Origin of the sequence: Pandoraea apista, assembly GCF_001465595.2 — a bacterium.
Classification (GTDB): domain Bacteria; phylum Pseudomonadota; class Gammaproteobacteria; order Burkholderiales; family Burkholderiaceae; genus Pandoraea; species Pandoraea apista.
This window is the reverse complement of record NZ_CP013481.2, coordinates 2485977-2506823: the sequence shown is the minus strand read 5'-3', so window position 1 is coordinate 2506823 and position 20847 is coordinate 2485977. Positions and strand designations below refer to the sequence as shown.

20 protein-coding genes, 3 tRNA genes and 1 pseudogene are annotated in these 20847 nt (G+C 62.2%); 14 read left to right on the top strand and 10 right to left on the bottom strand.

Annotated features, from left to right (window positions below):
* Window positions 1-20 precede the first annotated feature (20 nt).
* Window positions 21-749, bottom strand: a complete 729-nt coding sequence (locus AT395_RS11695) for a FadR/GntR family transcriptional regulator (RefSeq protein WP_048629312.1) — start codon at window positions 747-749, stop codon at window positions 21-23.
* A 400-nt stretch (window positions 750-1149) separates the two neighbouring features.
* On the opposite strand from AT395_RS11695, the gene AT395_RS11690 reads away from it, so the two are divergent.
* Window positions 1150-2232, top strand: coding sequence for a calcium:cation antiporter (locus AT395_RS11690; RefSeq protein WP_042115677.1), 1083 nt, complete (start codon window positions 1150-1152; stop codon window positions 2230-2232).
* Window positions 2233-2340: 108 nt separating this feature from the next.
* Here AT395_RS11690 and AT395_RS11685 read toward each other — a convergent pair whose 3' ends face one another.
* Window positions 2341-2568: a hypothetical protein gene (locus AT395_RS11685; RefSeq protein ID WP_048629291.1), complete on the bottom strand. Its 228-nt coding sequence runs from the start codon at window positions 2566-2568 to the stop codon at window positions 2341-2343.
* 76 nt (window positions 2569-2644) lie between these two features.
* Complete coding sequence (locus AT395_RS11680; protein WP_048629290.1) at window positions 2645-2899, bottom strand: hypothetical protein; 255 nt, start codon at window positions 2897-2899, stop codon at window positions 2645-2647.
* 117 nt (window positions 2900-3016) lie between these two features.
* Between AT395_RS11680 and AT395_RS11675 the strand changes: the two genes are divergently transcribed.
* Both AT395_RS11675 and xth read left to right on the top strand, forming a co-directional pair.
* A complete protein-coding gene (locus tag AT395_RS11675) occupies window positions 3017-3754 on the top strand; it encodes a riboflavin synthase (RefSeq protein ID WP_042115674.1) in 738 nt (245 codons plus the stop codon).
* 28 nt (window positions 3755-3782) lie between these two features.
* Window positions 3783-4562, top strand: coding sequence for an exodeoxyribonuclease III (xth, locus tag AT395_RS11670; RefSeq protein WP_048629289.1), 780 nt, complete (start codon window positions 3783-3785; stop codon window positions 4560-4562).
* 149 nt (window positions 4563-4711) lie between these two features.
* Here the strand turns inward: xth and AT395_RS11665 are convergent, their stop codons facing one another.
* The 6 genes and pseudogenes from AT395_RS11665 to glnA form a co-directional block, all read right to left on the bottom strand.
* Window positions 4712-5701 (bottom strand): flagellar brake protein, encoded by a 990-nt coding sequence (locus tag AT395_RS11665; RefSeq protein ID WP_042115610.1) that lies wholly within the window; start codon window positions 5699-5701, stop codon window positions 4712-4714.
* Between the two features lie 264 nt (window positions 5702-5965).
* A complete protein-coding gene (locus tag AT395_RS11660; protein ID WP_048629288.1) occupies window positions 5966-8821 on the bottom strand; it encodes a pentapeptide repeat-containing protein in 2856 nt (951 codons plus the stop codon).
* A gap of 126 nt (window positions 8822-8947) precedes the next feature.
* Window positions 8948-9829, bottom strand: a complete 882-nt coding sequence (rfbD, locus tag AT395_RS11655; protein ID WP_042115608.1) for a dTDP-4-dehydrorhamnose reductase — start codon at window positions 9827-9829, stop codon at window positions 8948-8950.
* Between the two features lie 54 nt (window positions 9830-9883).
* On the bottom strand, window positions 9884-11467 hold the full coding sequence (ntrC, locus tag AT395_RS11650; RefSeq protein WP_048629287.1) for a nitrogen regulation protein NR(I): 1584 nt from the start codon (window positions 11465-11467) through the stop codon (window positions 9884-9886).
* A gap of 62 nt (window positions 11468-11529) precedes the next feature.
* Window positions 11530-12582: pseudogene (gene glnL / locus AT395_RS11645) on the bottom strand (nitrogen regulation protein NR(II)); the annotation flags it as partial.
* A 325-nt stretch (window positions 12583-12907) separates the two neighbouring features.
* Complete coding sequence (gene glnA / locus AT395_RS11640) at window positions 12908-14323, bottom strand: type I glutamate--ammonia ligase (RefSeq protein WP_042115606.1); 1416 nt, start codon at window positions 14321-14323, stop codon at window positions 12908-12910.
* A gap of 482 nt (window positions 14324-14805) precedes the next feature.
* Between glnA and AT395_RS11635 the strand changes: the two genes are divergently transcribed.
* The 9 genes from AT395_RS11635 to AT395_RS11595 all read left to right on the top strand — a co-directional run bounded on the left by AT395_RS11635 (window position 14806) and on the right by AT395_RS11595 (window position 18407).
* A complete protein-coding gene (locus AT395_RS11635; protein ID WP_042115605.1) occupies window positions 14806-15273 on the top strand; it encodes a rhodanese-like domain-containing protein in 468 nt (155 codons plus the stop codon).
* Between the two features lie 46 nt (window positions 15274-15319).
* Entirely contained in the window at window positions 15320-15937 is a 618-nt protein-coding gene (locus tag AT395_RS11630; protein WP_042115604.1) for a LysE family translocator, read from the top strand.
* A gap of 249 nt (window positions 15938-16186) precedes the next feature.
* A complete protein-coding gene (locus AT395_RS11625; protein WP_042115603.1) occupies window positions 16187-16519 on the top strand; it encodes a DUF4148 domain-containing protein in 333 nt (110 codons plus the stop codon).
* Between the two features lie 422 nt (window positions 16520-16941).
* Window positions 16942-17181, top strand: a complete 240-nt coding sequence (locus AT395_RS11620) for a hypothetical protein (protein WP_010804600.1) — start codon at window positions 16942-16944, stop codon at window positions 17179-17181.
* 174 nt (window positions 17182-17355) lie between these two features.
* On the top strand, window positions 17356-17541 hold the full coding sequence (locus AT395_RS11615; protein ID WP_039371859.1) for a hypothetical protein: 186 nt from the start codon (window positions 17356-17358) through the stop codon (window positions 17539-17541).
* Between the two features lie 72 nt (window positions 17542-17613).
* Window positions 17614-17689 (top strand) — tRNA-Lys (locus AT395_RS11610).
* A 57-nt stretch (window positions 17690-17746) separates the two neighbouring features.
* A tRNA-Lys gene (locus AT395_RS11605) sits at window positions 17747-17822 on the top strand.
* 55 nt (window positions 17823-17877) lie between these two features.
* A tRNA-Lys gene (locus AT395_RS11600) sits at window positions 17878-17953 on the top strand.
* Between the two features lie 265 nt (window positions 17954-18218).
* The gene (locus tag AT395_RS11595) at window positions 18219-18407 is read left to right on the top strand and encodes a glycine zipper 2TM domain-containing protein (RefSeq protein WP_042115602.1); all 189 of its coding nucleotides are present in this window, start codon (window positions 18219-18221) and stop codon (window positions 18405-18407) included.
* Between the two features lie 45 nt (window positions 18408-18452).
* On the opposite strand, the gene AT395_RS11590 is transcribed toward AT395_RS11595, so the two are convergent.
* Window positions 18453-18815 carry a hypothetical protein gene (locus AT395_RS11590; RefSeq protein WP_048629286.1) on the bottom strand — a complete coding sequence of 121 codons (363 nt, stop codon included), beginning with the start codon at window positions 18813-18815 and terminating at the stop codon, window positions 18453-18455.
* A gap of 350 nt (window positions 18816-19165) precedes the next feature.
* On the opposite strand from AT395_RS11590, the gene AT395_RS11585 reads away from it, so the two are divergent.
* Window positions 19166-19435: a MoaD/ThiS family protein gene (locus AT395_RS11585; RefSeq protein WP_042115600.1), complete on the top strand. Its 270-nt coding sequence runs from the start codon at window positions 19166-19168 to the stop codon at window positions 19433-19435.
* A 46-nt stretch (window positions 19436-19481) separates the two neighbouring features.
* A complete protein-coding gene (locus tag AT395_RS11580; RefSeq protein ID WP_048629285.1) occupies window positions 19482-20597 on the top strand; it encodes a VPS10 domain-containing protein in 1116 nt (371 codons plus the stop codon).
* The last annotated feature ends 250 nt before the right edge of the window (window positions 20598-20847 follow it).

Below are 20847 nucleotides of genomic sequence, written 5' to 3'. Positions count from 1 at the left end.
CGTTCGCGCCGATCGGTTTGTCAGACGTTGGCGTCGACCGTCCCCGCCACCGTCGCGCTGACGGACGCCGCATAGGCATCGCGCACGCGGCATAGGTGACGCCGCATTGCCTGTGCCGCCTGCTCAGGGTCGCGGGCTTTCAAGGCGTCGAGAATATGGCGATGGTCCTGAAGGCTGCGCTCCAGCACACCGTCGACTTGCGACGTCACCCGACGGCTCTTCTTGCCCAGCAGATACAGGCTGTTGGCGATACTTTGCAGAAACGGGTTCTCGCAGGCGTCGATGATGGTCTCGTGAAATGCCATATCTGCCGCGGAGAACGTCTCCGGATTGCCAAGAAGCGCCTGTTCGTCATCAACCAGCGCATGCAGACGGGCGATATCCGCATCCGCGATATGTGTGGCGGCAAGCGCCGCCACACCCGGTTCGATGACCAGCCGGGCATCGAACAGCGCTTCAAGCGTGCCCGCGTTGAGTTCGATGACCATTTCGAGCGGCTCGAGCAATTCGCGCATCTCCAGCGAACCGACGAACGTCCCCTCGCCTTGCCGGATACGCAGCAGGCCCAACAACGCGAGGCCCCGGATCGCCTCTCGCACCGCCGGGCGGCCGACACCCAACATGCTTGCGAGATCGCGCTCGGGCGGCAACTGCTGACCGGGCTTGAGCAGCCCGGTGCGAATCATCGTGAGCAAACGTTGCGCGACTTGCTCGGACACGGAAACCTGCACGATGGGATCGAAGGACATGACGTCGAAGGGAAAGGTGACCGGTGGGCGCGCAGCACTCCGTTCAGTGGTAAGACCAATGAACGGAACATTACGCCTCGCGTCCATCCGGTGTCAACCCAAGCACGGCGACTTCCAGATTCGCCGCTCAGCCTGCGGAATTTCTCGACGGCATCCGACTCGGAGACTCAGGCGTTATCGCTCAAGATCTGCACAAGATCGTTTGTCCATGCGCCTCTTGGCAGACAGGCGTTGCCGGGCCCATGAGACAGCGAGGCAACGCCTTTGTGTTGTCGGGGGGTCACTTTTCTGCGACCATGAGTCGCCGCTCCGACGTTCTCATCGGGGCAATGTTCCCGCCGTTGCTTGATCTGCCGTACCTCAAGCCGTACCCGTTCCCCGAATTCTGGAGTCTCCGACGATGTCCTCCTCAAAGACCGCCAAGCTAGGCCATTGGACCATGTACATGCCGATCGTGGCCCTCGTTGCCCTCGGCGTCGCCGGATTTCTGCCTTATGGCGCAGAGCTTGCGCTGTGCGGTGTCGCGCTGGCCGGCGCAGTGTTCTCTGCCGTGCACCATGCCGAAACAGTCGCCCACAAAGTCGGTGAACCGTTCGGCACGCTCGTGCTCGCCGTCGCCGTAACCATCATCGAGGTGGCGCTAATCGTCTCGGTGATGCTCTCGGGCGGTCCCGACAAAGCCGGGTTGGCGCGCGACACGGTGTTCGCCGCCATCATGATCGTGTCGACGGGAATCGTGGGGCTGTGCCTGCTCTTTGGCGGCGTGCGCCACCACACGCAAGGCTTTCATGTCGAAGGCGCGAGCGCCGCGCTCGCCGTCCTGTGCGCCCTGTCGGTGCTCACGCTGGTCTTGCCGAACTACACCAGTTCGGTCCTTGGCCCGGGGCTCACCGCGTCACAATTGGCTTTCGAGGGCATGATTTCGCTCGTGCTCTACATGGTGTTCGTGTTTGTGCAAACGGTCAGCCATCGCGACTACTTCCTGGCGAAAGCGCCGAGTGAAGAAGTCCACGTGCCGCCGCCGTCGCGTCGCACGGCCATTCTGAGTCTGGGGTTGTTGGTCGTGGCGTTGCTGGCCGTGGTCGGTCTGGCGAAAAAGCTCTCGCCCGCCGTGGAAAACGCCGTTGCGGTAGCCGGCGCGCCGAAAGCGGTCGTCGGTATCGTGATTGCTGCGCTGGTGTTGTTGCCGGAGGGTCTGGCGGCCCTGCGCGCTGCGCGCGCCAACAAGCTTCAGACAAGTTTGAATCTCGCGCTCGGCTCGGCGCTGGCGAGTATCGGGCTGACGATTCCGACCGTGGCGGCCGTCTCGTTGCTGCTCGATCAGCACATCGAGCTGGGTCTGGCGCCGAAGGATATGGTGTTGCTCGGCGTCACGCTGCTTGTTGGCGTAATCACGCTCGGCACCGGACGCACGACCGTGCTGCAGGGGGCCGTCCACCTGGTGCTGTTCGCTACCTTCCTGTTTCTGGCGATCGTGCCGTAACTGGCTGGCCGCCCCGCCCTTTGGGTGAGGGCGTCGCAAGTTGCCCGCCCGCGATAGGGCTACGCAGGCGGGCCGAGCGAATACCTTCCGCCGTGCGTTTGTCCCCGTTCAGGACTGGCTATCCGGCTTTTTCGGGTCGTTGGGGGTCGTACTCGCCGCATCGGCAACAGTCTTCTCGTCCGACGGAACACCGAGCAACGCCCCCAGCAGCTTGCTGCCAGCGGCGTTGCGCTTGCCCTGCGCCCCGACCTGCTTGCCGCCCTGCGGGCCACGACGCACACCGGCGTCGATCTTCAGCCCCTTGCGCTTCTGAATTTCAAATTTTGTCTGGGTCATGATGCTGTCCGTTGTGGGCTCGCCCGCCGGGCGTCAGATGTCAGGCGGGCTGAATCGAATTCAAGGTTTCAGAGGGTCAGAGGTCGATACCGAGGCTGCCATCGGCGGCCAGCGTCTTCGCCAGCGCATGCGCGGCTTCGAGCGCATCGCCAGCCCAGCGGTAGCCGTCTGGCGTGGTGTGGGTGAGCGGCGGGTCCAGCGTTTCGATCACGTCATCCACGTCGCGCCAACCGGTAAAATGCACCACGCCGTAAAACTGCCCGTCCGGCGCAGGCGACGTCTCCGCCCAGTAGTAGAAGTCATCCGCCAGCAGGCAGCCTTCGAAACCCATATCGATCCTGTCGATCCTACGAAAAGGCGGCATCGTAGCACGTCGCATGACGAGCGGCATACTCGCGCGAGGCAGTAGAATACTGCGGCATAGCAACCCACGACTCTAGACATCACGATGTTCACCGGAATTGTTCAAGGCACGGCCACGCTGTCGTCCATCGAAGATCGCGACGGCATGCGCACCCTCGAGCTGGCGTTTCCCGAAGGCTTCTGCGAAGACCTCACCCTCGGCGCCAGCGTCTCGGTCGATGGCGTTTGCCTGACGGTCACGCAACTGCTCTCGCCCACGGCGGCGTCGTTCGACGTCATCCTCCAAAGTCTGAACGTCACCACGCTCGGTAGCTTCGGCACCGGCGCGCAGGTCAATGTCGAGCGCGCCGCGAAGGACGGCGCCGAAATCGGCGGTCATCCGCTGTCGGGACACATCGACTTCTCGACGGAAATTCTCAGCGTACGCACATCGGACACCAATCGCGTGTTGCGCATCGCCATTCCCGAAGCGTTCCGCAAGTATGTCTTTGCGAAGGGCTATATCGCGATCAATGGCGCGAGTCTGACGGTCTCGGAAGTCAATCGACAGGAAGGCTGGTTCGAAGTATGGCTGATTCCTGAGACGCGTCGGATGACGACCTTCGAAGACAAAGTCGCCGGCACGCGCGTGAACATCGAAATCGAACGCAGTACGCAAGTGGTTGTCGACACGGTGCGCGAAGCGGTCCAGGAAAGTCTTGGCCGCCTCCAACCGGTGCTCGAAGCCCTGCTCAAGGAAAAAGGCCTTTCGCTCGACGACTTCGTCAGCGTGCCGCAACTGCCCTCGGGCAATGCAGACGACAAATCGCCTTCCAAAGCCTGAACCTGCCGCCTAACATCGAAGGACACTCATGCAACTTGCCACCTGGAACGTCAACTCGCTCAAGGTTCGTCTCGGCCATGTGCAGGATTGGCTACGCAGCAATCCGGTCGACGTTCTCTGTCTTCAGGAACTGAAACTCACCGACGAGAATTTTCCGATTACGGAAATCGCTGCGCTCGGCTATACGTCGCACTTCGCGGGGCAAAAGACGTATAACGGTGTCGCGCTGCTGGTCAACCACGCGAAAGTGGGCGAAGCAACGGATCTCGTTAAAAATCTGCCGAACTTTGCCGACGAGCAGCAACGCCTCATCACAGCGACCGTCGGCGGCGTGCGTGTGGTCTGCGGCTACTTCCCCAACGGTCAGGCCGTCGGTTCGGACAAGTTCGCTTACAAGCTGAACTGGCTCGACGCCCTCACCCATTGGCTCTCCGATGAAATGGAGCGTCATCCGCAACTCGCGCTTCTCGGCGACTACAACATCGCCCCCGAAGACCGCGATGTGCACGATCCGGCGAAATGGGAAGGCCAGAATCTGGTATCTCCGCAAGAACGTCAGGCCTTCGCCCGTCTGCAGGGACTGGGCTTGCGCGACACCTTCCGTATGTTCGAGCAGCCCGAGAAGATCTTTAGTTGGTGGGATTACCGCATGGGCGCCTTCCGGCGCAATGCCGGCCTGCGCATCGACCATATCCTCGTGTCGTCTGCGCTGGCCGAGCGTTGCACCGCGTGCGAAATCGACCGCGTGCCGCGGACTTGGGAGCAACCGTCGGATCACGCACCGGTGGTCGCGACATTTAAGGGCTGACCTCCGCGCGTCTTTTCGTTTTCGCCTTGTTTCGTCGTGTTTCGTCGTGTTTCGTCGTGTTTCGTCGTGTTTCGTCGCGTTTTACCTCGACGATGCAAAAACGGCACCTGAATCAGGTGCCGTTTTTTATCGCGCACAGCGTTGTCGATTCATTGGCCTGCGCGGGGGTCCGTCAGACGCGACTCGTACACGAAGCAACGAATCGCCGCCTTGTTGCGCGTATCCATTTGCATGAATTCCAGACCATAAGCCCAGGTGCCGTCAACGCGAGGCCCTTCCACGCCGCGCACGGCAGCCATGCCGAGAATCGGCACCACATCTGCTCCGATCGGCACCCGGAACTGCAAAGCGACGTGATGACAGCCATCGGGTAGCGGTGCCTTCGCTACGATCCCCGCCCCATCGGCACTGATGTCCCGCACCAGCACCAGCCACTCGGGGGTGTCCTGCGGATCGGCCAGCATGCGGGTAAATGACGCCCGCGTCGTCTCGTCCAGTGGCGACAGTCGTGCGACCAACCGCGTATCGACACGAGGCGTGCGCCGCACAGGCGTCTCACGCACCTGCGAAGGACGCGAAACCACCACATAGTCGAACGGACCGTGATGGACGCTATGGACTTCGCAAGTGAACTCGTACAGGTTGTCGCCGGGAAACGTCCAGAGCGCGAGCCTGTCGCCTGCGCTTACCGGTAAACGTGTCTCCCCGGCGGCCGGCGGCGTAATGATCAGCATGCCGTTGGGTGCCCGGCCGATCAACCTGGCACGCACACGCATGGTCTCAGCATCCGGCGCGACGCGAACCTGCATCCACGCGCCGATAGGCAACGGCACAGGCAGACCGTGGAGATACACCGTCGATGCCCCCCCACACGCCCCTAGCGGCGACGCCGAGTTCGCCGCCTCCGTGCGGCCGGCCGCCTCGCCCGTAGACGCCCCTTCGGGCAACGGCCGGTGCGGTGCGAACATGGTGAAGAGCCAGTCGAGATCGGCCTCGGACGGCAAACGTTCGCCCGCCGCCAACAACGGCGTGCCGTCGGCATCGAACAAGGGCCAGGAGAGTGGAACATGCGCGTCAAGCTCGCGGCGATTGACCGCCACGAACCCCGGATAGCCTGACGCGATACAAGTCGAATGCATGGTGCCTGGGAGGGTATGAAACCCTTGAGAGCCTGGGAACGAGGCATTGGCCTTCCCCGCATTCCGGCACGCGGGGCCGCATCTTGGGCGACCCTCTTCGTGCAGGCATCCGTGGCCAACGCCCCACAAATGTCGCCAACTACAGAAATGCCGCGCGTCCGGCCGGCCGGAAACCCACTCACCGAAGGAAGGCATATTGCGCGTACGTATTTTTACCACGAAAGCACAACTGCCCTGACGACGAAATATCGGCCAAAAGGCCCGTCAATCTCCGCTAACGTCACCGGGTGAAACACTTGCTCCTCCTCGTCGCGTCATCATGAATTGGCGAATCGTGTCGGCGCGAAGCGGCAGACGGATCGCCCAGAACCAAGGAAGTGTGTGACGGCATGCCTGCGCCAACCCCGGCAGATAGCGTATTTCAGGACATCTCAGCCAATTGACTAACCTTTCCGCCAAGGCGTCCGTCGACACCTGCTCGCTCGACAGGCACATGCGCAACGCGATCGCTTGAGGCAACTGGCGCCAAGCTGCGTCGCCATTCATCGTTTCGTTGAGCAGCGCCAACGCATAGTGACGGTACAGACGCAAGGAATCCGGGGAAGATGCCGCTCCGCGCAATGCACTCGACTCATCGCTCGCCGTTGACCAGGGCCGCTGCCATTGCGGCTGCGTCGCCAACCAGCCCAATCCGGCCACAAGGGAAACCAGTCGGACCCGGCGTGACATCAATACGCTCAGCGGCGCCTGACCGTCCGGCATATCCAGTGGGGCATCGCTAAAAACATCCTCGATGTCGAGATGTGCGGCACGTCGCAACTGCACGTGACCCGGCGCACGCGCCGCGCTCACAAGTGCTTCCAACCGATCGTTCGCACTCAGCAATGCGCATGCGGCACCTTCGAGGGTCGGGCCGCCTGTAACGTAGGCGCCGGCATGTGTCGGATTCCACGTTCCATGACACGCTGCATTGGCACGATGCTCGCCATCCTTGCCGCACCATCGTCCGACCAGCCTGACGAAGCTATCCAGCCGATGCTCCACAGGCCACAGCCCGGACAGAAAACCAAACTCCCGCAACAGTGCTGGAAGCTGCGCCATGGTGCCCGGCAGATAGTCGTCGGGCGACTCGGCATCGCACACCACGACTCTCGTGCCGAGCCAATGCAACCCGGGCAGCGTATCGTGCGCGAAGGGCATGTCGCCGCCCGTCGGTTCGCCGCCGGAGTGCGAACCGAGAAGTCTTGCCAACAAATGCCTTGGCAGACGCGCGGCAACGTTACCATCCGATCGAATCAACACGACGTAATCGGCGTCGGCTGCACTGATCCCATCCGCCGACAACGCCGTAGGCACCTGCGCCGGCAGTGCATCGAGCCATGCCCCGCGCAACGCCTGAGTGCGCAGTGGGCTAACGCCCCCTACCCCTTCCCCCGCCCAATAGAGCGTCTGACACATGGCGCCAGCGAGCGACCAGGGCGCTTTCTGAGTGACAGGCCCGCATTCTCTGTGCAGCGCCCTCATCAATGACGGCGTCACCCATCCCGCTTGCCCGCGCCACAGCGGCACGTCGGCTAACGCTTGAAGCGTATGTGCGAGCCATTGGGCGCGTAGTTCGGCAACGCCATCATGCTCACCAAGCCCCCCCGTCTCGCTCAACGCCGCCAGCAAACATCCAAACCAGTCGCTGCGCCGCACCTGTTCCGGAAGCCGGTGCAATGGCGGCACCGCGTCGCGCCCCACGTCGAACACCCCCGGCTTGCGACTTAATGCGACCAGTAGTTGCATGAAAACACTCGCGCGCGCCGTCGGCTGATCGGCCGGAAGTGTCATCCACGACAGCACGACCTTGCTGAGTTCCGGCGGTGTCAGGCTGCGCAGCCACGCCGCGTCGAGACCAATGCGGGCATCCTGCCATTGCGTGCCGGCCAGATTGCAATCGGGCCCGACACGCAGGTGTTTCAAGCTCGCACCGCAGAACCTTGCATTGCGCAGGTCGCATGACACGAAGAATGCGCCATTGAACTTTGCCCCGCGAGCATCCCATTCGGTGAGTACGCAGTGACGGAATTCCGCACCGCGAAGATCGGCGCCCACCGCCTGTGCCTTGCGCATCGCCATCGACGTCCAATGCGATCGCTTTGCCTTCGCGCCAATCAATTTCACGCCGTGCGCACTGCCGCCCGTGAAGCTGGCGTCTTGCAAGCGGGTCTGCTGAAACGACGCGTCGTCGAGACGGGGCTTCGTGAATGTCACTCCGGCACATCTGGCTTCACTCATGTCGGCACCGCACATGACGGTGTGCAAGATCACGGTGTCGCGAAGATCGGCTTTCACCAGCCGCGCATTGCTCAGATCAGACGCCCGAAAATTCGCGAACCGCAAATTTGCGCCTTCGAAATCGGCACCGATCTGCTTGGAACTCGCAAATCCTGCGCGAGGTAAGGACGCGCCACTCCACCACGCGCCATTGAAATGCCCCCCGCAAAACTGCGCAGCCGGCGCGAACACCCCGCGCAAATCGGCATTGGGCATCCACAAATCGGGAAGCGCCGCATTGCGCAAATTCGACAAAGTCAGCGCGACACTTAATACGGAGACCGGCCACTCCCGCATGGGCAGGCGCTCGCAAGCCAGCACATCGCCCGCTGCCTCGTCTGCCGACGGTAGCCAATGCCATAGCGACGCCGTTGCCGTCTGACAACGCTCCGCCACACACCACTTCATCAGATCGCGCGCAACGTCGGCGACGCGCTCGCCATTGAGCAAATGCGAGAAGCGAGTGCCCCAGGCCTGCTTGAGCGCTCCTTTGTCGAACGGTAACCTGCCCAGCGACGCCTCCGCCGTTGCCCCCAGTGGCACAACGCTGGCGTATCGCCCCATCACGCCAGATGACGACGGAAGGACGTTTTCCAGCCATGCGACGTGCTGCGCAATCTGGTGCCGCTCGTCGTCGTTGGCCCGCAAGATCGCGCGGCGTAGCACCTCGGGCGGTGCGGCGCTGCGTGCGGCAACGTCGGAAGGCGACCATTGAGAGCGACCGAGAGCCCTCGTCTCGATATCGTGGACACCCGCCGAGGGCGGTTCCCAGCCGGAAATTGGGTTCTGAACCGACAACATGCGTCGCTCCTTGGCGCACGTTTTTACGTGTGCGCGAAAAAGCCACCATGTTGCCGAAGGAATGCGGCGCCGCGTGCTGAGGAATTTCCGATTTAGTGCGCCACGCCGTCAGGGGATGCCGTTGTCTCAGGCGAGACAAAGGGCGAGTGCGTCACGCCAGTCGGGCGCTCGAACGCCGAAGGTACGTGCCAGCTTGTCGTTGTCGAGGACCGAATAGGCCGGCCGTTTAGCCGGTAGCGGATAGGCAGAAGTCGGAATCGCCACAACGTTCGGACGCTTCTCCGGCGCGCTCAGGTCGAGAATCGCCTCGGTGAATCCGTGCCAGGTAGTCTGCCCTGCTGCCGTCAGATGATAAAGACCGCCATGCTCACGCCAGAAATCGGCGTCAACACCGCGCTCGCCGACCCCTTGCACCAGAACCTGCGACGTCAGCTCGGCGATGGTTCGGCACCATGTGGGGGCGCCGTGCTGGTCGGACACGATGCGCAACTCGTCGCGCTCGCGCGCGAGGCGTTGGACCGTGAGCAGAAAGTTGGCGCCGCGCGAACCGTACACCCAACTCGTGCGCAACACCAGATGATTCGCACCACTCGCCGCGATGGCGGTTTCACCGGCCAGCTTGGTCCGTCCGTAGGCGTTCTGCGGATTCGTGGGTTCGTCCTCGCGATACGGTGTGGATGAGGTACCGTCGAAAACGTAGTCTGTCGAGTAGTGAACGACAAGCGCGCCAGTCCGCTTGGCCTCTTCGGCCATGACGCCCGGCACGACAGCGTTGACCTGATAAGCCGCGGCCTCTTCCGTCTCGGCGCGATCGACGGCCGTATAGGCCGCCGGATTGACGATAATGTCGGGGGCGAAGTCGCGCAACGTACGCACCACGCTGTCGGTGTCGAGCAGGTCCATTTCGCTGCGCGTGGGGGCATGCACGTCGCCCATACCTTGCAGGCTACGTGCCAGCTCCCAGCCCACCTGCCCGGTGGCGCCCGTCAACAGGATACGTCTTGCCATGGTTCGACTCCCTTGTCGCTCAATAGTGAACCAAGGAGCCTACCGCGATTGGCGTCAGCTTTCCAGCCCCAACTCCTGAATCTTGCGCGTAATGGTATTTCGACCGATGCCAAGGCGGCTCGCCGCTTCGACCTTGCGCCCGCGCGTGAAATCGAGCGCCTCGTTGATCAACGCCGTCTCGAAACGGCGTGTCAATTGATCCATCACATCGGGCGACGCCGAACGAAGCAAACGTGCCACCTCCCGACGCAGGATCGGCTCCCAGCTCTCGCCCGCTGCCGTGTCTGTCGAGGCGCCTGCGATGCCGGACACCGCAGGCATGCCGTTGACGCCCTGCGCGCCCCCCGAGGCCGCAGGCCCGGCGCCCACAGTGCCGTACCCTGCGGGAGCCCCCGCAGGGACCGACGCCGGCACGGTGGAAGCGGACGCCGCAGCATACGCCGGCGCGCCAGCAGACGCGCCGCCCCCCATCATCGGTGCCGGGGCCAGCGTCTGAAACTCTGGCGGCAAGTCCTTGATTTCGACCGTCTGTGCCGGTGCCATGACCGTCAGCCAATTGCTCAGATTTTCCAGTTGCCGCACGTTGCCGGGGAACGGGAAGCGAGTCAGATGCGCCAACGCCGCTTCGCTGATGCGCTTCGTTTCGACGCCCAGTTCGCGCGCGCTCTTCTGCAGGAAATGACGCACCAGCAGCGGAATGTCCTCGTTACGCTCGCGCAGCGACGGCAAACGCAGTCGAATGACATTCAGACGGTGATAAAGGTCCTCGCGGAACAACCCTTGCCGCACACGATCTTCAAGATTCTGATGCGTCGCCGCGATCACACGAACGTTTGCCTTGATCGGACTATGACCACCCACGCGGTAATAATTGCCGTCCGAGAGCACACGCAACAAACGTGTCTGCAAATCCAGCGGCATGTCGCCGATTTCATCCAGGAACAACGTGCCGCTCTCGGCTTGCTCAAAGCGTCCGCGCCGCGTGGATTGCGCGCCGGTGAACGCCCCGCGCTCGTGGCCGAACAATTCGGATTCCAGCAGATCCTTCGGAATCGCCGCCGTGTTGAGCGCAATGAACGGCCCCGACGCGCGCGGCGAATGCCGGTGAAGCGCGCGCGCAACCAGTTCCTTACCCGACCCTGACTCCCCGGTGATGAGCACGGTCGCACTGGAGTGCGACAGGCGGCCGATGGCACGGAACACGTCCTGCATGGCACTCGCCTGCCCGAGAATTTCGGGCTCTTCCGTGATGCGCTCGTCGTCCGTGGCCTCGCGCAGACTCTCTTCGACCGCGCGCAGAATCAACTCGACCGCACGATCCACATCGAACGGTTTGGCCAGATACTCGAACGCGCCGCCCTGAAAAGCGGCAACCGCGCTATCGAGATCCGAGAAGGCGGTCATGATGATGACCGGCAGTCCGGGATGCCGCTGCTTGGCCATTTGCAGCAGTTCGAGCCCGGAGCCGCCCGCCATGCGGATGTCCGAGACCAGCACCTGCGGCGAGTCGTGTTCGAGTGCTGCGCTGGCTTCGCGCGGGCCGGTAAAACTGCGCACCGGCAGGTTGGCACGCGAGAGCGCCTTTTCCAGGACCCATCGAATCGATTGGTCGTCGTCTACTATCCAGATCGGCTTCATTGTTCACCGTGTAACGTCTATGCCCGGCCGCAGGTGCTACGGCCGACGGCGTGAGGGCCGCATCAGCCCAGAGGCAGCAGGATTCGGAAATCCGTCCGTCCGGGCCGGCTTTCGCATTCGATCAGACCATCGTGGCGCTGCACGAACGATTGCGCCAGCGTAAGTCCAAGACCGCTTCCGCCATCGCGTCCTGAGACGAGCGGATAGAAGATTCGGTCACGAATGTCGGCGGGAATGCCAGGCCCGTTATCGATCACATGCAATTCCAATGCCAGCTTGTGCAATCGCTTGGCAATCGTGATCTTTCGCGCCACTCGCGTGCGCAATTCGATGCGTGCGTCGCCGCGTGCGATCTGCTCGCGCAACGCTTCGGCACCATTGCGCACGATGTTGAGCAGCGCCTGAATGAGTTGCTCTTTGTCGCCGCGAAAATCCGGCAGGCTCACATCGTAGTCACGCTCGATCGACAAGCCCTGCGGAAACTCGGCGAGCACCACGGAGCGCACGCGCTCACACACTTCGTGGATGTTCACGTCCGTGGCGATATACGGGTGACGGTGCGGCTCCAGCAGGCGGTCGACCAGCGTTTGCAGCCTGTCGGACTCCTTGATGATGACCTGCGTGTACTCGCGCAACTCGCGTTGATCCAGCTCGAACTCCAGTAACTGCGCCGCGCCGCGAATCCCGCCGAGCGGGTTCTTGATCTCGTGCGCCAGGTTGCGGATGAGCTGCTTGTTCATCAACGCCTGATCGATGATGCGTTCTTCGCGTTCGTTCTTGATCTTCTGTTCGTTCTCGATCAGCTCGACGATCACGAAGTCGGGCGCCGCTTCCGGCGCAGCCACGATCGCGTGCGTATGCAGCGGCTCCTGCGCGGTGCGCTCAAGCACCAGATCGAGGCGCGTTGTCTGAAAATGGTTGGCGATGAGGTCGGCCAGCGTCGAGGCAAGCACGTCGCCGTTCGTGAAGACGTCGTTCCACGTCATCTGCGACAGTGAGCGGCGCGAGAGCGCAAGCAGCGCCTCTGCGGCCGGATTGGCAAATACGACTCGCAGCGTGTGCTTCTCGAGCACCAGCAACACGGTCGGTAGCGCTTCGAGGCCCGGCAGGATGCCGGTCGCTGTGAGCTTCGCCTCCCAGGGCTCAATGCTCGTGTGCAACGCCGACATGTGACCGGACAATGCGGCTGCGTCAGTCGTCATTTCGGTGGCATGGGTGTCTTCGGCAGCGGCATGCGAGGCACGCTTGGTCTGCCCTTTCGCACCGGCACGGACACTTTTCATCAGGGATCGAGGCGATAGGTTCATGTCTGGCTACGAGGTGAATGCACGCTGCGGATAAAAAAGGGGGACGGCCGCGGCCATCCCCCTTGCTTCTCGAGCATGACGGTCGGCCGCTGGCGTTCCGTCATGCCGGCGCATTCCCTGCGCAGCGATTCGATTACAGCGAGTAATACAGTTCGAACTCGAGCGGGTGCGTGGTCATTGCCACACGACGTGCTTCTTCCGTCTTGAGCGCGATGTACGAATCGAGCATGCCGTCCGTGAACACGCCACCACGGGTCAGGAACTCGCGGTCTTCGTTCAGGTACTCCAGCGCCTGTTCGAGGCTCGAGCAGACGGTCGGGATCTTTGCATCCTCTTCCGGCGGCAGGTCGTACAGGTTCTTGTCGGCAGCTTCACCCGGGTGAATCTTGTTCTGCACGCCATCCAGACCAGCCATCAGCATGGCCGAGAAAGCCAGGTACGGATTGGCCATCGGATCCGGGAAGCGCGCTTCGATGCGACGGCCCTTCGGATTGGCAACGTACGGAATACGGATCGAGGCCGAACGGTTACGGGCCGAGTAGGCCAGCTTCACCGGGGCTTCGAAGTGCGGCACGAGACGCTTGTACGAGTTCGTCGACGGGTTCGTGATGGCGTTCAGCGCACGAGCGTGCTTGATGATGCCGCCGATGTAGTACAGCGCAAACTCCGACAGACCGCCGTAGCCGTTACCCGCGAACAGGTTCTGACCATCCTTCCAGACCGACTGGTGGATGTGCATGCCCGAGCCGTTGTCGCCCACGATCGGCTTCGGCATGAACGTGGCCGTCTTACCGTAGCTGTGCGCCACGTTGTGCACGACGTACTTCAGGATCTGCGTCCAGTCGGCGCGCTCTACCAGCGTCGAGAACTTCGTCCCGATTTCGTTCTGGCCCTGACCGGCAACTTCGTGGTGGTGCACTTCGACCGGCACGCCCAGTTGCTCGAGCAGCAGACACATTTCCGAGCGCATGTCCTGGAACGTGTCGACCGGTGCGACCGGGAAGTAGCCGCCCTTCGTGCCCGGACGGTGGCCGGTGTTGCCACCTTCGAAGTCCTTCGCCGACGACCACGGGGCTTCTTCCGAATTCACGCGGACGAACGTGCCCGACATGTCCGTGCTCCACTGGACCGAGTCGAAGATGAAGAATTCCGGCTCCGGACCGAAGAAGGCGGTGTCGCCCAGGCCCGTGCTCTTCAGATAGGCTTCAGCGCGCTTGGCGATGGAGCGCGGATCGCGATCGTAGCCCTTGCCGTCAGCCGGTTCGATCACGTCGCAGGTCAGCACCAGCGTGCTTTCTTCGTAGAACGGGTCGATATAGGCAGTGTTGGGGTCCGGCACCAGCAGCATGTCCGAGGCTTCGATGCCCTTCCAGCCGGCGATCGACGAACCATCGAACGCGTGACCGCTTTCGAACTTGTCGGCGTCGAAGTGCGACACTGGCACCGAGACGTGTTGTTCCTTGCCGCGCGTATCGGTAAAGCGGAAGTCAACGAACTTGACGTCTTCTTCCTTGACCAGGTTAATCACATCTGCCACAGATTTGCTCATGCTATCTCCCGAAAGATTCAATCTGGCGCTGCCGGCGCTTATCACCAGCGTCGCCGCACCCTCTTAACGAACTCCGTGTTCGGATTCGCCTGAGTAAAGCAGGAAGCGTGCCAACGCTCCGCCAACTCGCATTGCCTCACCCTCGCCCCTGATTTCTAAGGGAATAATCGATTCTGGTGCGTCCAGCATCGAATTCCCGTCCATGGGCCTGAATTCTTCATTTCGGTGCAATTCACCCCCAGAAAGATCCACATTGGTGCATTTATTGATTATGCACCTTTTTAGTGCTTTCGGACGAATGCCGCGAACCGGGATTGTGCATCGCGGCGCACCGTTGTAATGCAACGCCATCAATCACGCGCCCGGCAAGCCGACACCCACTCCCTCGCGCCCAACCGGTTTCCCCCGTCACCAAAAGCGCCTCTCGCACAAAGTGCACGCTAGAATGAAGGACAACCATCGACTAACGAGATCACAGCAATATGACAAGCGCCAAAGCCATTCTCGAACAAGCCACCCAACGTCGCGCCACTGGCCAGCTCGCCTACGCAGGCGCCGTGACCCCGGAAGAAGCCCTGGCGCTGCTCAAGGCCGACGCCAACGTTCGTCTCATCGACGTGCGCACGCGCGCCGAACTCGATTGGGTCGGCCGTCCGCAAGTGCCCGACGGTCAGTATGCCAACGTCGAATGGGTGCGTTACCCCGGGGGCGTGCCCAATGAGCACTTCCTCGAACAACTTGCCTCGCAGACGCCCGACAAGAACACGCCGCTGCTGTTCCTGTGCCGCAGCGCCGCCCGCTCGAAAGCGGCGGCAAAAGTTGCCTTCGAAGCAGGTTACACACAGTCGTTCGATATTCTCGAAGGCTTCGAAGGTGACAAGGACAGCGAAGGACATCGCAAGCATGTGAGCGGCTGGTGCTTCCGCGGCCTTCCCTGGCTTGGTGCCTGAACCGCTTTTCGGACAACGCTGATCATCCACGCGAGGAGACGCTGAGATGGATTGGACTCACTTACTGACTTTCGCCCTGGCGCTGTTCGTCGGTGCCGGCACGCCGGGACCGGGCATTGCGGCGATCGTCGCCCGGGTTCTCGGACGCGGCATGCAGGGCGCGGTCGCCTTCTCGGCAGGCGTGGCGATCGGCGACGTGGTCTGGCTCACCCTGGCCGTGCTCGGCGTGGCTGCACTGGCGCATACGTTCTCGGGCATCTTCCTGGCGATCAAATACGCGGGCGCCGCTTACCTGCTCTATCTCGCATGGAAGATGTGGCACGCACCGGCCATCGCCCCGACAGAGCCGATGACCGATGCGCCTCGCGAGAAATCGTGGCGGCTGTTTCTCGGCGGCCTGTCCGTCACGATGGGAAACCCGAAAGTCGTGGTGTTCTACTTTGCCTTGCTGCCCAACCTGCTCGATCTCCAGAAGGTGACTGCGCTCGGCTACATCGAAGTCGTAGGCGTCACGCTGACCGTGCTCTCCATCGTGTTCGGCAGCTATATCGTGCTCGCTGCACGCGCACGTCGCCTGCTCAGTTCGGCGCGTGCCGTGAAACGCCTGAATCGCGCGACGGGTACAGTCATGGCCGGCGCGGCAGTCGCCATCGCTACACGCTGAACGCAACACCCGCGTCTTCACGCACACCGCAAACGCCACCCGCCGGGTGGCGTTTTTTCTGGGAAGGCGCCGCGCGCATTGTTGCTGATCCCGTAAGTATTTATTCTCTTTATTGCCGTTTTTCTGCGATAGCCCGACGCTTAGACTCTGTTCAACGGTCGCACACAACGCATACCGCGAGGTTACAAACCCACGCCGGTACCGATGCATTGCGCGCCCCCGCCGCACAGAAGAACAGGAGTTATCGTCATGAATCGCAAGCTTATCGCCTCTGCTCTGGTGTCCGTTGCCATGGCTGCCGGAGCTGGCGCCGCCTTTGCACAAAGCGCTCGCACCAGCGACGCATATCCGGAAGGCTCTCAATTCGCATGGGTAGCGCAAACGTCGCAGGTCACACGCGAACAAGTTCGCCAGGAATTAGCCGACGCACGCGCCCAAGGTCTGATCCCGCAGAACGATTACGAGTATCCGGCACTCAATTCGCTGTCGCAGAGCAACGCGCCGGGTAAGACGCGCGCTCAGGTGTACGAAGAACTCGTACGCGCACGCCAGAATGGCGAAATGAAATATTCGAACCCGTAAGACACCACCGCGCGCAGCGCATTGTGCGATCTCACGTCACGATGCTGACGTTTGCTCGCGACTGATGCGCGCGGCGCCAGACTCACCGTCCCTCGTCGTGTTGCCGTACCCCGGCAGCATGACGTGACGCACACAGGCGGGACGGCATCGCCTGCCTGTGTTGCGTCACCTCGTATTGTCCCGCCGACAGGCGCGCGCCCACGCCTTCCCGGGTGACTGTCATGCCCCCGCCCCGTTCACTTCCCCGCTGATCGAGCCGGCACCGATGGCCACCCACGGGCGCATCTCCTGTCGCCATGCGTTCCCCGTTATCGCATGGGACCTTCGCCCGTTCCCCGCCCAGGGAGCGGGCTTTTTTCGTGTGCTGCACAAGCTGCGTGCTACCATGCAGCCGTTTCAATTTGCATAGACAGGATCATCCGGTGAGTCAGATCGAATTCGATATCGAATGGACCGAGCGTGCGGCAAAAAAGGCCGAAAAGCTTGTCCCCAAGGGCACCCCTCTCGCGTTGCCGCCGATCGAATGCATGCCGGCCGAAGGCGATGTGCTGTTCCTCGGCCAGGGCGACAAGAAGCAACCGTTTATCGTGGTGGAGCGCCAGTATCACCACGAAGGCGAAGACGCATGGACGATCGTGCTGATTCTCGACCTGCCCGAATAACGTTGACGGTCTTCGGCGGCGTTCGACTCGGGTGAATCGGACAGATCGCAAAGCAACAACGCACGGCGCGGCCACTGGGGAAATCCCGGTTGTCGCGCCGCTTTGCTTGGAACGGCCTGCTTTATATACTGGAATCGCGACTTAACTCATGCGATAGCGGCAGGGAGATCGATCATGATCATGCCCCACCTTTCCAACGCCCAACTCGTCAGCATGTTTGCGATCGCCGTCTTCGGCGCGATCGTGGTAGGCGCCATGCCCTGCAAGGGCGCCATTCGAATGTGCTGGCGATCGTTGCTCGTGGTCGTCGGTGCAGTCCTAGCAGTCCTGGCCTTCGAGCTGGTGCCACTGCTCGCCTGAGACCTTTTTTGCGGATTTTCACCATTTAGGGTTGACCCCCTGCGGAAGAGCCGATATTATCTCGGTCTCGTTGGGGCGTTAGCTCAGTTGGTAGAGCAGCGGACTCTTAATCCGTAGGTCGAGTGTTCGAGTCACTCACGCCCCACCAAACGAATTCTGAAAAAGGCTGCTTCGCCGTGCAGCCTTTTTTATTCCCGGTTGCATCGGGGCGTTAGCTCAGTTGGTAGAGCAGCGGACTCTTAATCCGTAGGTCGAGTGTTCGAGTCACTCACGCCCCACCAAAGTCACACAGAAAAGGCGGCATCGCGTGCTGCCTTTTTTGCTCCCGGTAGTACCGGGGCGTTAGCTCAGTTGGTAGAGCAGCGGACTCTTAATCCGTAGGTCGAGTGTTCGAGTCACTCACGCCCCACCAGATACCCTCAAGGGCCGCACATTATGCGGCCCTTGTCGTTTCTACCACCGCGACTGCCCCCACTGTCACCGCCATCACCGCCCCTTTCGCCGCTGGCACCCCTTCTGCCATCACTCCCATCGCCGCCTTCTCTCGCGCTCCCGCCTGTCGTCCTATTCCTACAATCGATTCAGTCGCGACCGATAGTGTGCACAATGCAAGCCGTCTAAGCTGATCTCATGTCGCTGCGCGGCGCGCGGCTGACACCTGCCACAGGAGATTCGTTATGAAAACGGCAAAGTCGATTCTGGTTGTCATCACCGCGCTCGCGATGGGCTCGTCGATGTTGGGCTGCACACTTGGCGGCGCGGCTGCAGGGGGTGTCATCGGTCACGAGGCCACCGGCGGCAGCACCGCAGGTACCATCGGCGGCGCCGTCGTCGGCGGGGTCATCGGTCACGAACTGGGCAAGTAATCGCCGCCCGAGGCCCGCGATTTGCCTGGTTTGCCAGGGTTGCCGTCAACGCCCCACCACGTACAGCGGGGTGTTGACGGCGTAGCCGTACAGGATCAGCACATCGCCCGCGATGACATCGCCCGCAGCCCTCGCCTGAGCTTCACTGACGTAGCGCTTCGCCTGGGCGGTGCATGTTGCGAAATGCCGTCCTCCCCCCTTGATCGTACCGTCGTGACGCCCCACAAACGCCGCCTGCCTCACACTCCATAGAAAGTAGCCTTCGCGCTTTGCAATCTCCGGCGGCCGCCTGACCGTCGAGTCCTCCTTCTGCGATGCCTCCCCCGCCCGGTGCAGCCGCCACTGCCGCTTGATCGCCGCATCGGACCAACGTCCCATGCCGATGTCTTTTCCTTTGCCCTTCGCCATTGCTCCCTCCTGGAATTTACCCGCGGCACTGCGCTCGTGGGCACTCCGATAATGGTGAACAATAATGAGGTGAATGGGGGATGGGGAGTGTCCGATATGCGGGGCCTCACCCTGTGACGACGCTTCCCGGGCGACGACACTCGCAGATCGTTATTCAAAGGACACCAGATAGCGGACTGCTGCACCACGGGTGGCCGCAACACGCGTTATTTCCGAAGGAACATAGCGCAGCGGCCACGCAACGCTGCCCAAACGCACACTGCGCGAGCCATCCTCATTGTCTACACTGAAAGTCTCGTTCTCATTGCATGCGGGTTTGTGTGTCGCCACGACATCCGCATGACCGGGGTATGGCGACCGTCACCTTTGCACCCGCAATCCAGCGTTACGTGAGCGTGGACGACCAGAGCGTCGACAGCCCGACGGTTCATGACGCACTCGCACAATGCGTTGCGCAAACGCCTGGGCTGCGTGGCTATCTGTTCAATGACCAGGGGCAGTTACGCGCCCACGTCGCGGTCTTCGTCGACGGATGGCTGATACGCGACCGTCACTCGCTGAGCGATCCATTGCAGCACGCCAGCCGCGTGTATGTGGCGCAGGCGCTCTCAGGCGGATGAACCGGCGGGCATCGCATAAGACCCGTATGCATCGAGGAGGAAAACCATGGAACATGTCACCGGAGGCACGCTGCTGGTCGCGACCCGCAAGGGATTGTTCACGTGGCAACGTGAGGGCACCACCTGGCGCCTGATGTCGAACACCCCCGACTTTCCCGGCGAGCCCGTGAGCATGGTGCTGCATGACGCGCGCGACGGCACGGACTATGCAGCGCTCAATCTCGGACACTTCGGCGTAAAACTCTGGTGCCGCGCACGTGAGGCGAACGCGTGGACCGAACTTGCACCGCCGGCCTTCGCGCCGAAAACGCAGCAGTCCGAACCACCTTCCGGCGAAGCACAGGCACCGTCGGTCGATCTGCTCTGGTCGCTCGAAGCCGCAGGCCCGGACGCCCCCGGCGTTCTCTGGGCCGGCACGATTCCCGGCGGCCTGTTCCGCTCGGCCGACCACGGGCAGCACTGGGAACTGGTGCGCAGCCTTTGGGATCGCCCCGAGCGCGCGCAGTGGATGGGCGGTGGCTACGATCATGCGGGCATCCATTCAATCTGCATCGATCCGCACGACAGCCGGCAGGTGATGGTCGCCGTATCGACTGGCGGTGTCTGGCGCACGCGCGACGACGGACACACCTGGGCGCTCGCGGCCAGCGGCATGGAAGCCGATTACATGCCGCCGGAACGGCGTTTCGACCCAAACGCACAGGACGTTCACCGGCTCGTGCAATGCCGCGACGCACCAAACGCCTTGTGGGCCCAGCACCATAACGGTATCTTCCGCACCCTCGATTACGGCGCGTCGTGGCGGCGGATTCAGGCGGCGCCGTCGAGTTTCGGCTTTGCCGTCGCTGTCGATCCGCACGACCCCGACGTTGCATGGTTCGCGCCGGCGCAACGCGATGCGTGCCGCATACCGGTCGACGCGCGCCTTGTGGTCACTCGCACCCGCGATGGCGGCGAGTCCTTCACCGCGCTCTCGCATGGGTTGCCGGAGACCCCGTCCTACGATCTCATCTATCGCCACGGACTCGACATCGATGCCACCGGCCGCACGCTCGCCATGGGCTCGACAACCGGTGCGCTATGGATCAGCGAGAACGCCGGCGAGCAATGGGAATGCGTCTCGGCGCATTTACCTCCCATTTACGCCGTGCGCTTCGTCTAGTTTTTCCGTCAGCGTTTTACGTACGGCTCATCCCGTCGTTTACCCCGCCTGTATGTAGGAAAACCTTCAGTTGTCGTATTTTGCGTCGTATACGAAGGTAGACGGACAGGCTTCATCGAATCCCCCCGTCACGCGTCGCCGGACATGTCACACGTGTCGTTCCCGACGCGTGAGCCAACGTCGCGTCAATGCCTTACCCACCGTATCGACGCGTTCTGCGGCAGACCGGCGACCACTCCTCGACCCGCCG

Coding starts and splice junctions, on each gene's coding strand:
- AT395_RS11595 (WP_042115602.1), top strand. CDS start 18,219: ATGAAAACGGCAAAGTCGATTCTGGTTGTCATCACCGCGCTCGCGATG.
- AT395_RS11630 (WP_042115604.1), top strand. CDS start 15,320: ATGGATTGGACTCACTTACTGACTTTCGCCCTGGCGCTGTTCGTCGGT.
- AT395_RS11625 (WP_042115603.1), top strand. CDS start 16,187: ATGAATCGCAAGCTTATCGCCTCTGCTCTGGTGTCCGTTGCCATGGCT.
- AT395_RS11580 (WP_048629285.1), top strand. CDS start 19,482: ATGGAACATGTCACCGGAGGCACGCTGCTGGTCGCGACCCGCAAGGGA.
- glnA (WP_042115606.1), bottom strand. CDS start 14,323: ATGAGCAAATCTGTGGCAGATGTGATTAACCTGGTCAAGGAAGAAGAC.
- ntrC (WP_048629287.1), bottom strand. CDS start 11,467: ATGAAGCCGATCTGGATAGTAGACGACGACCAATCGATTCGATGGGTC.
- rfbD (WP_042115608.1), bottom strand. CDS start 9,829: ATGGCAAGACGTATCCTGTTGACGGGCGCCACCGGGCAGGTGGGCTGG.
- AT395_RS11680 (WP_048629290.1), bottom strand. CDS start 2,899: ATGGGTTTCGAAGGCTGCCTGCTGGCGGATGACTTCTACTACTGGGCG.
- AT395_RS11635 (WP_042115605.1), top strand. CDS start 14,806: ATGACAAGCGCCAAAGCCATTCTCGAACAAGCCACCCAACGTCGCGCC.
- AT395_RS11590 (WP_048629286.1), bottom strand. CDS start 18,815: ATGGCGAAGGGCAAAGGAAAAGACATCGGCATGGGACGTTGGTCCGAT.
- AT395_RS11685 (WP_048629291.1), bottom strand. CDS start 2,568: ATGACCCAGACAAAATTTGAAATTCAGAAGCGCAAGGGGCTGAAGATC.
- AT395_RS11615 (WP_039371859.1), top strand. CDS start 17,356: ATGATCATGCCCCACCTTTCCAACGCCCAACTCGTCAGCATGTTTGCG.
- AT395_RS11665 (WP_042115610.1), bottom strand. CDS start 5,701: ATGCATTCGACTTGTATCGCGTCAGGCTATCCGGGGTTCGTGGCGGTC.
- AT395_RS11675 (WP_042115674.1), top strand. CDS start 3,017: ATGTTCACCGGAATTGTTCAAGGCACGGCCACGCTGTCGTCCATCGAA.
- AT395_RS11690 (WP_042115677.1), top strand. CDS start 1,150: ATGTCCTCCTCAAAGACCGCCAAGCTAGGCCATTGGACCATGTACATG.
- xth (WP_048629289.1), top strand. CDS start 3,783: ATGCAACTTGCCACCTGGAACGTCAACTCGCTCAAGGTTCGTCTCGGC.
- AT395_RS11695 (WP_048629312.1), bottom strand. CDS start 749: ATGTCCTTCGATCCCATCGTGCAGGTTTCCGTGTCCGAGCAAGTCGCG.
- AT395_RS11585 (WP_042115600.1), top strand. CDS start 19,166: ATGGCGACCGTCACCTTTGCACCCGCAATCCAGCGTTACGTGAGCGTG.
- AT395_RS11660 (WP_048629288.1), bottom strand. CDS start 8,821: ATGTTGTCGGTTCAGAACCCAATTTCCGGCTGGGAACCGCCCTCGGCG.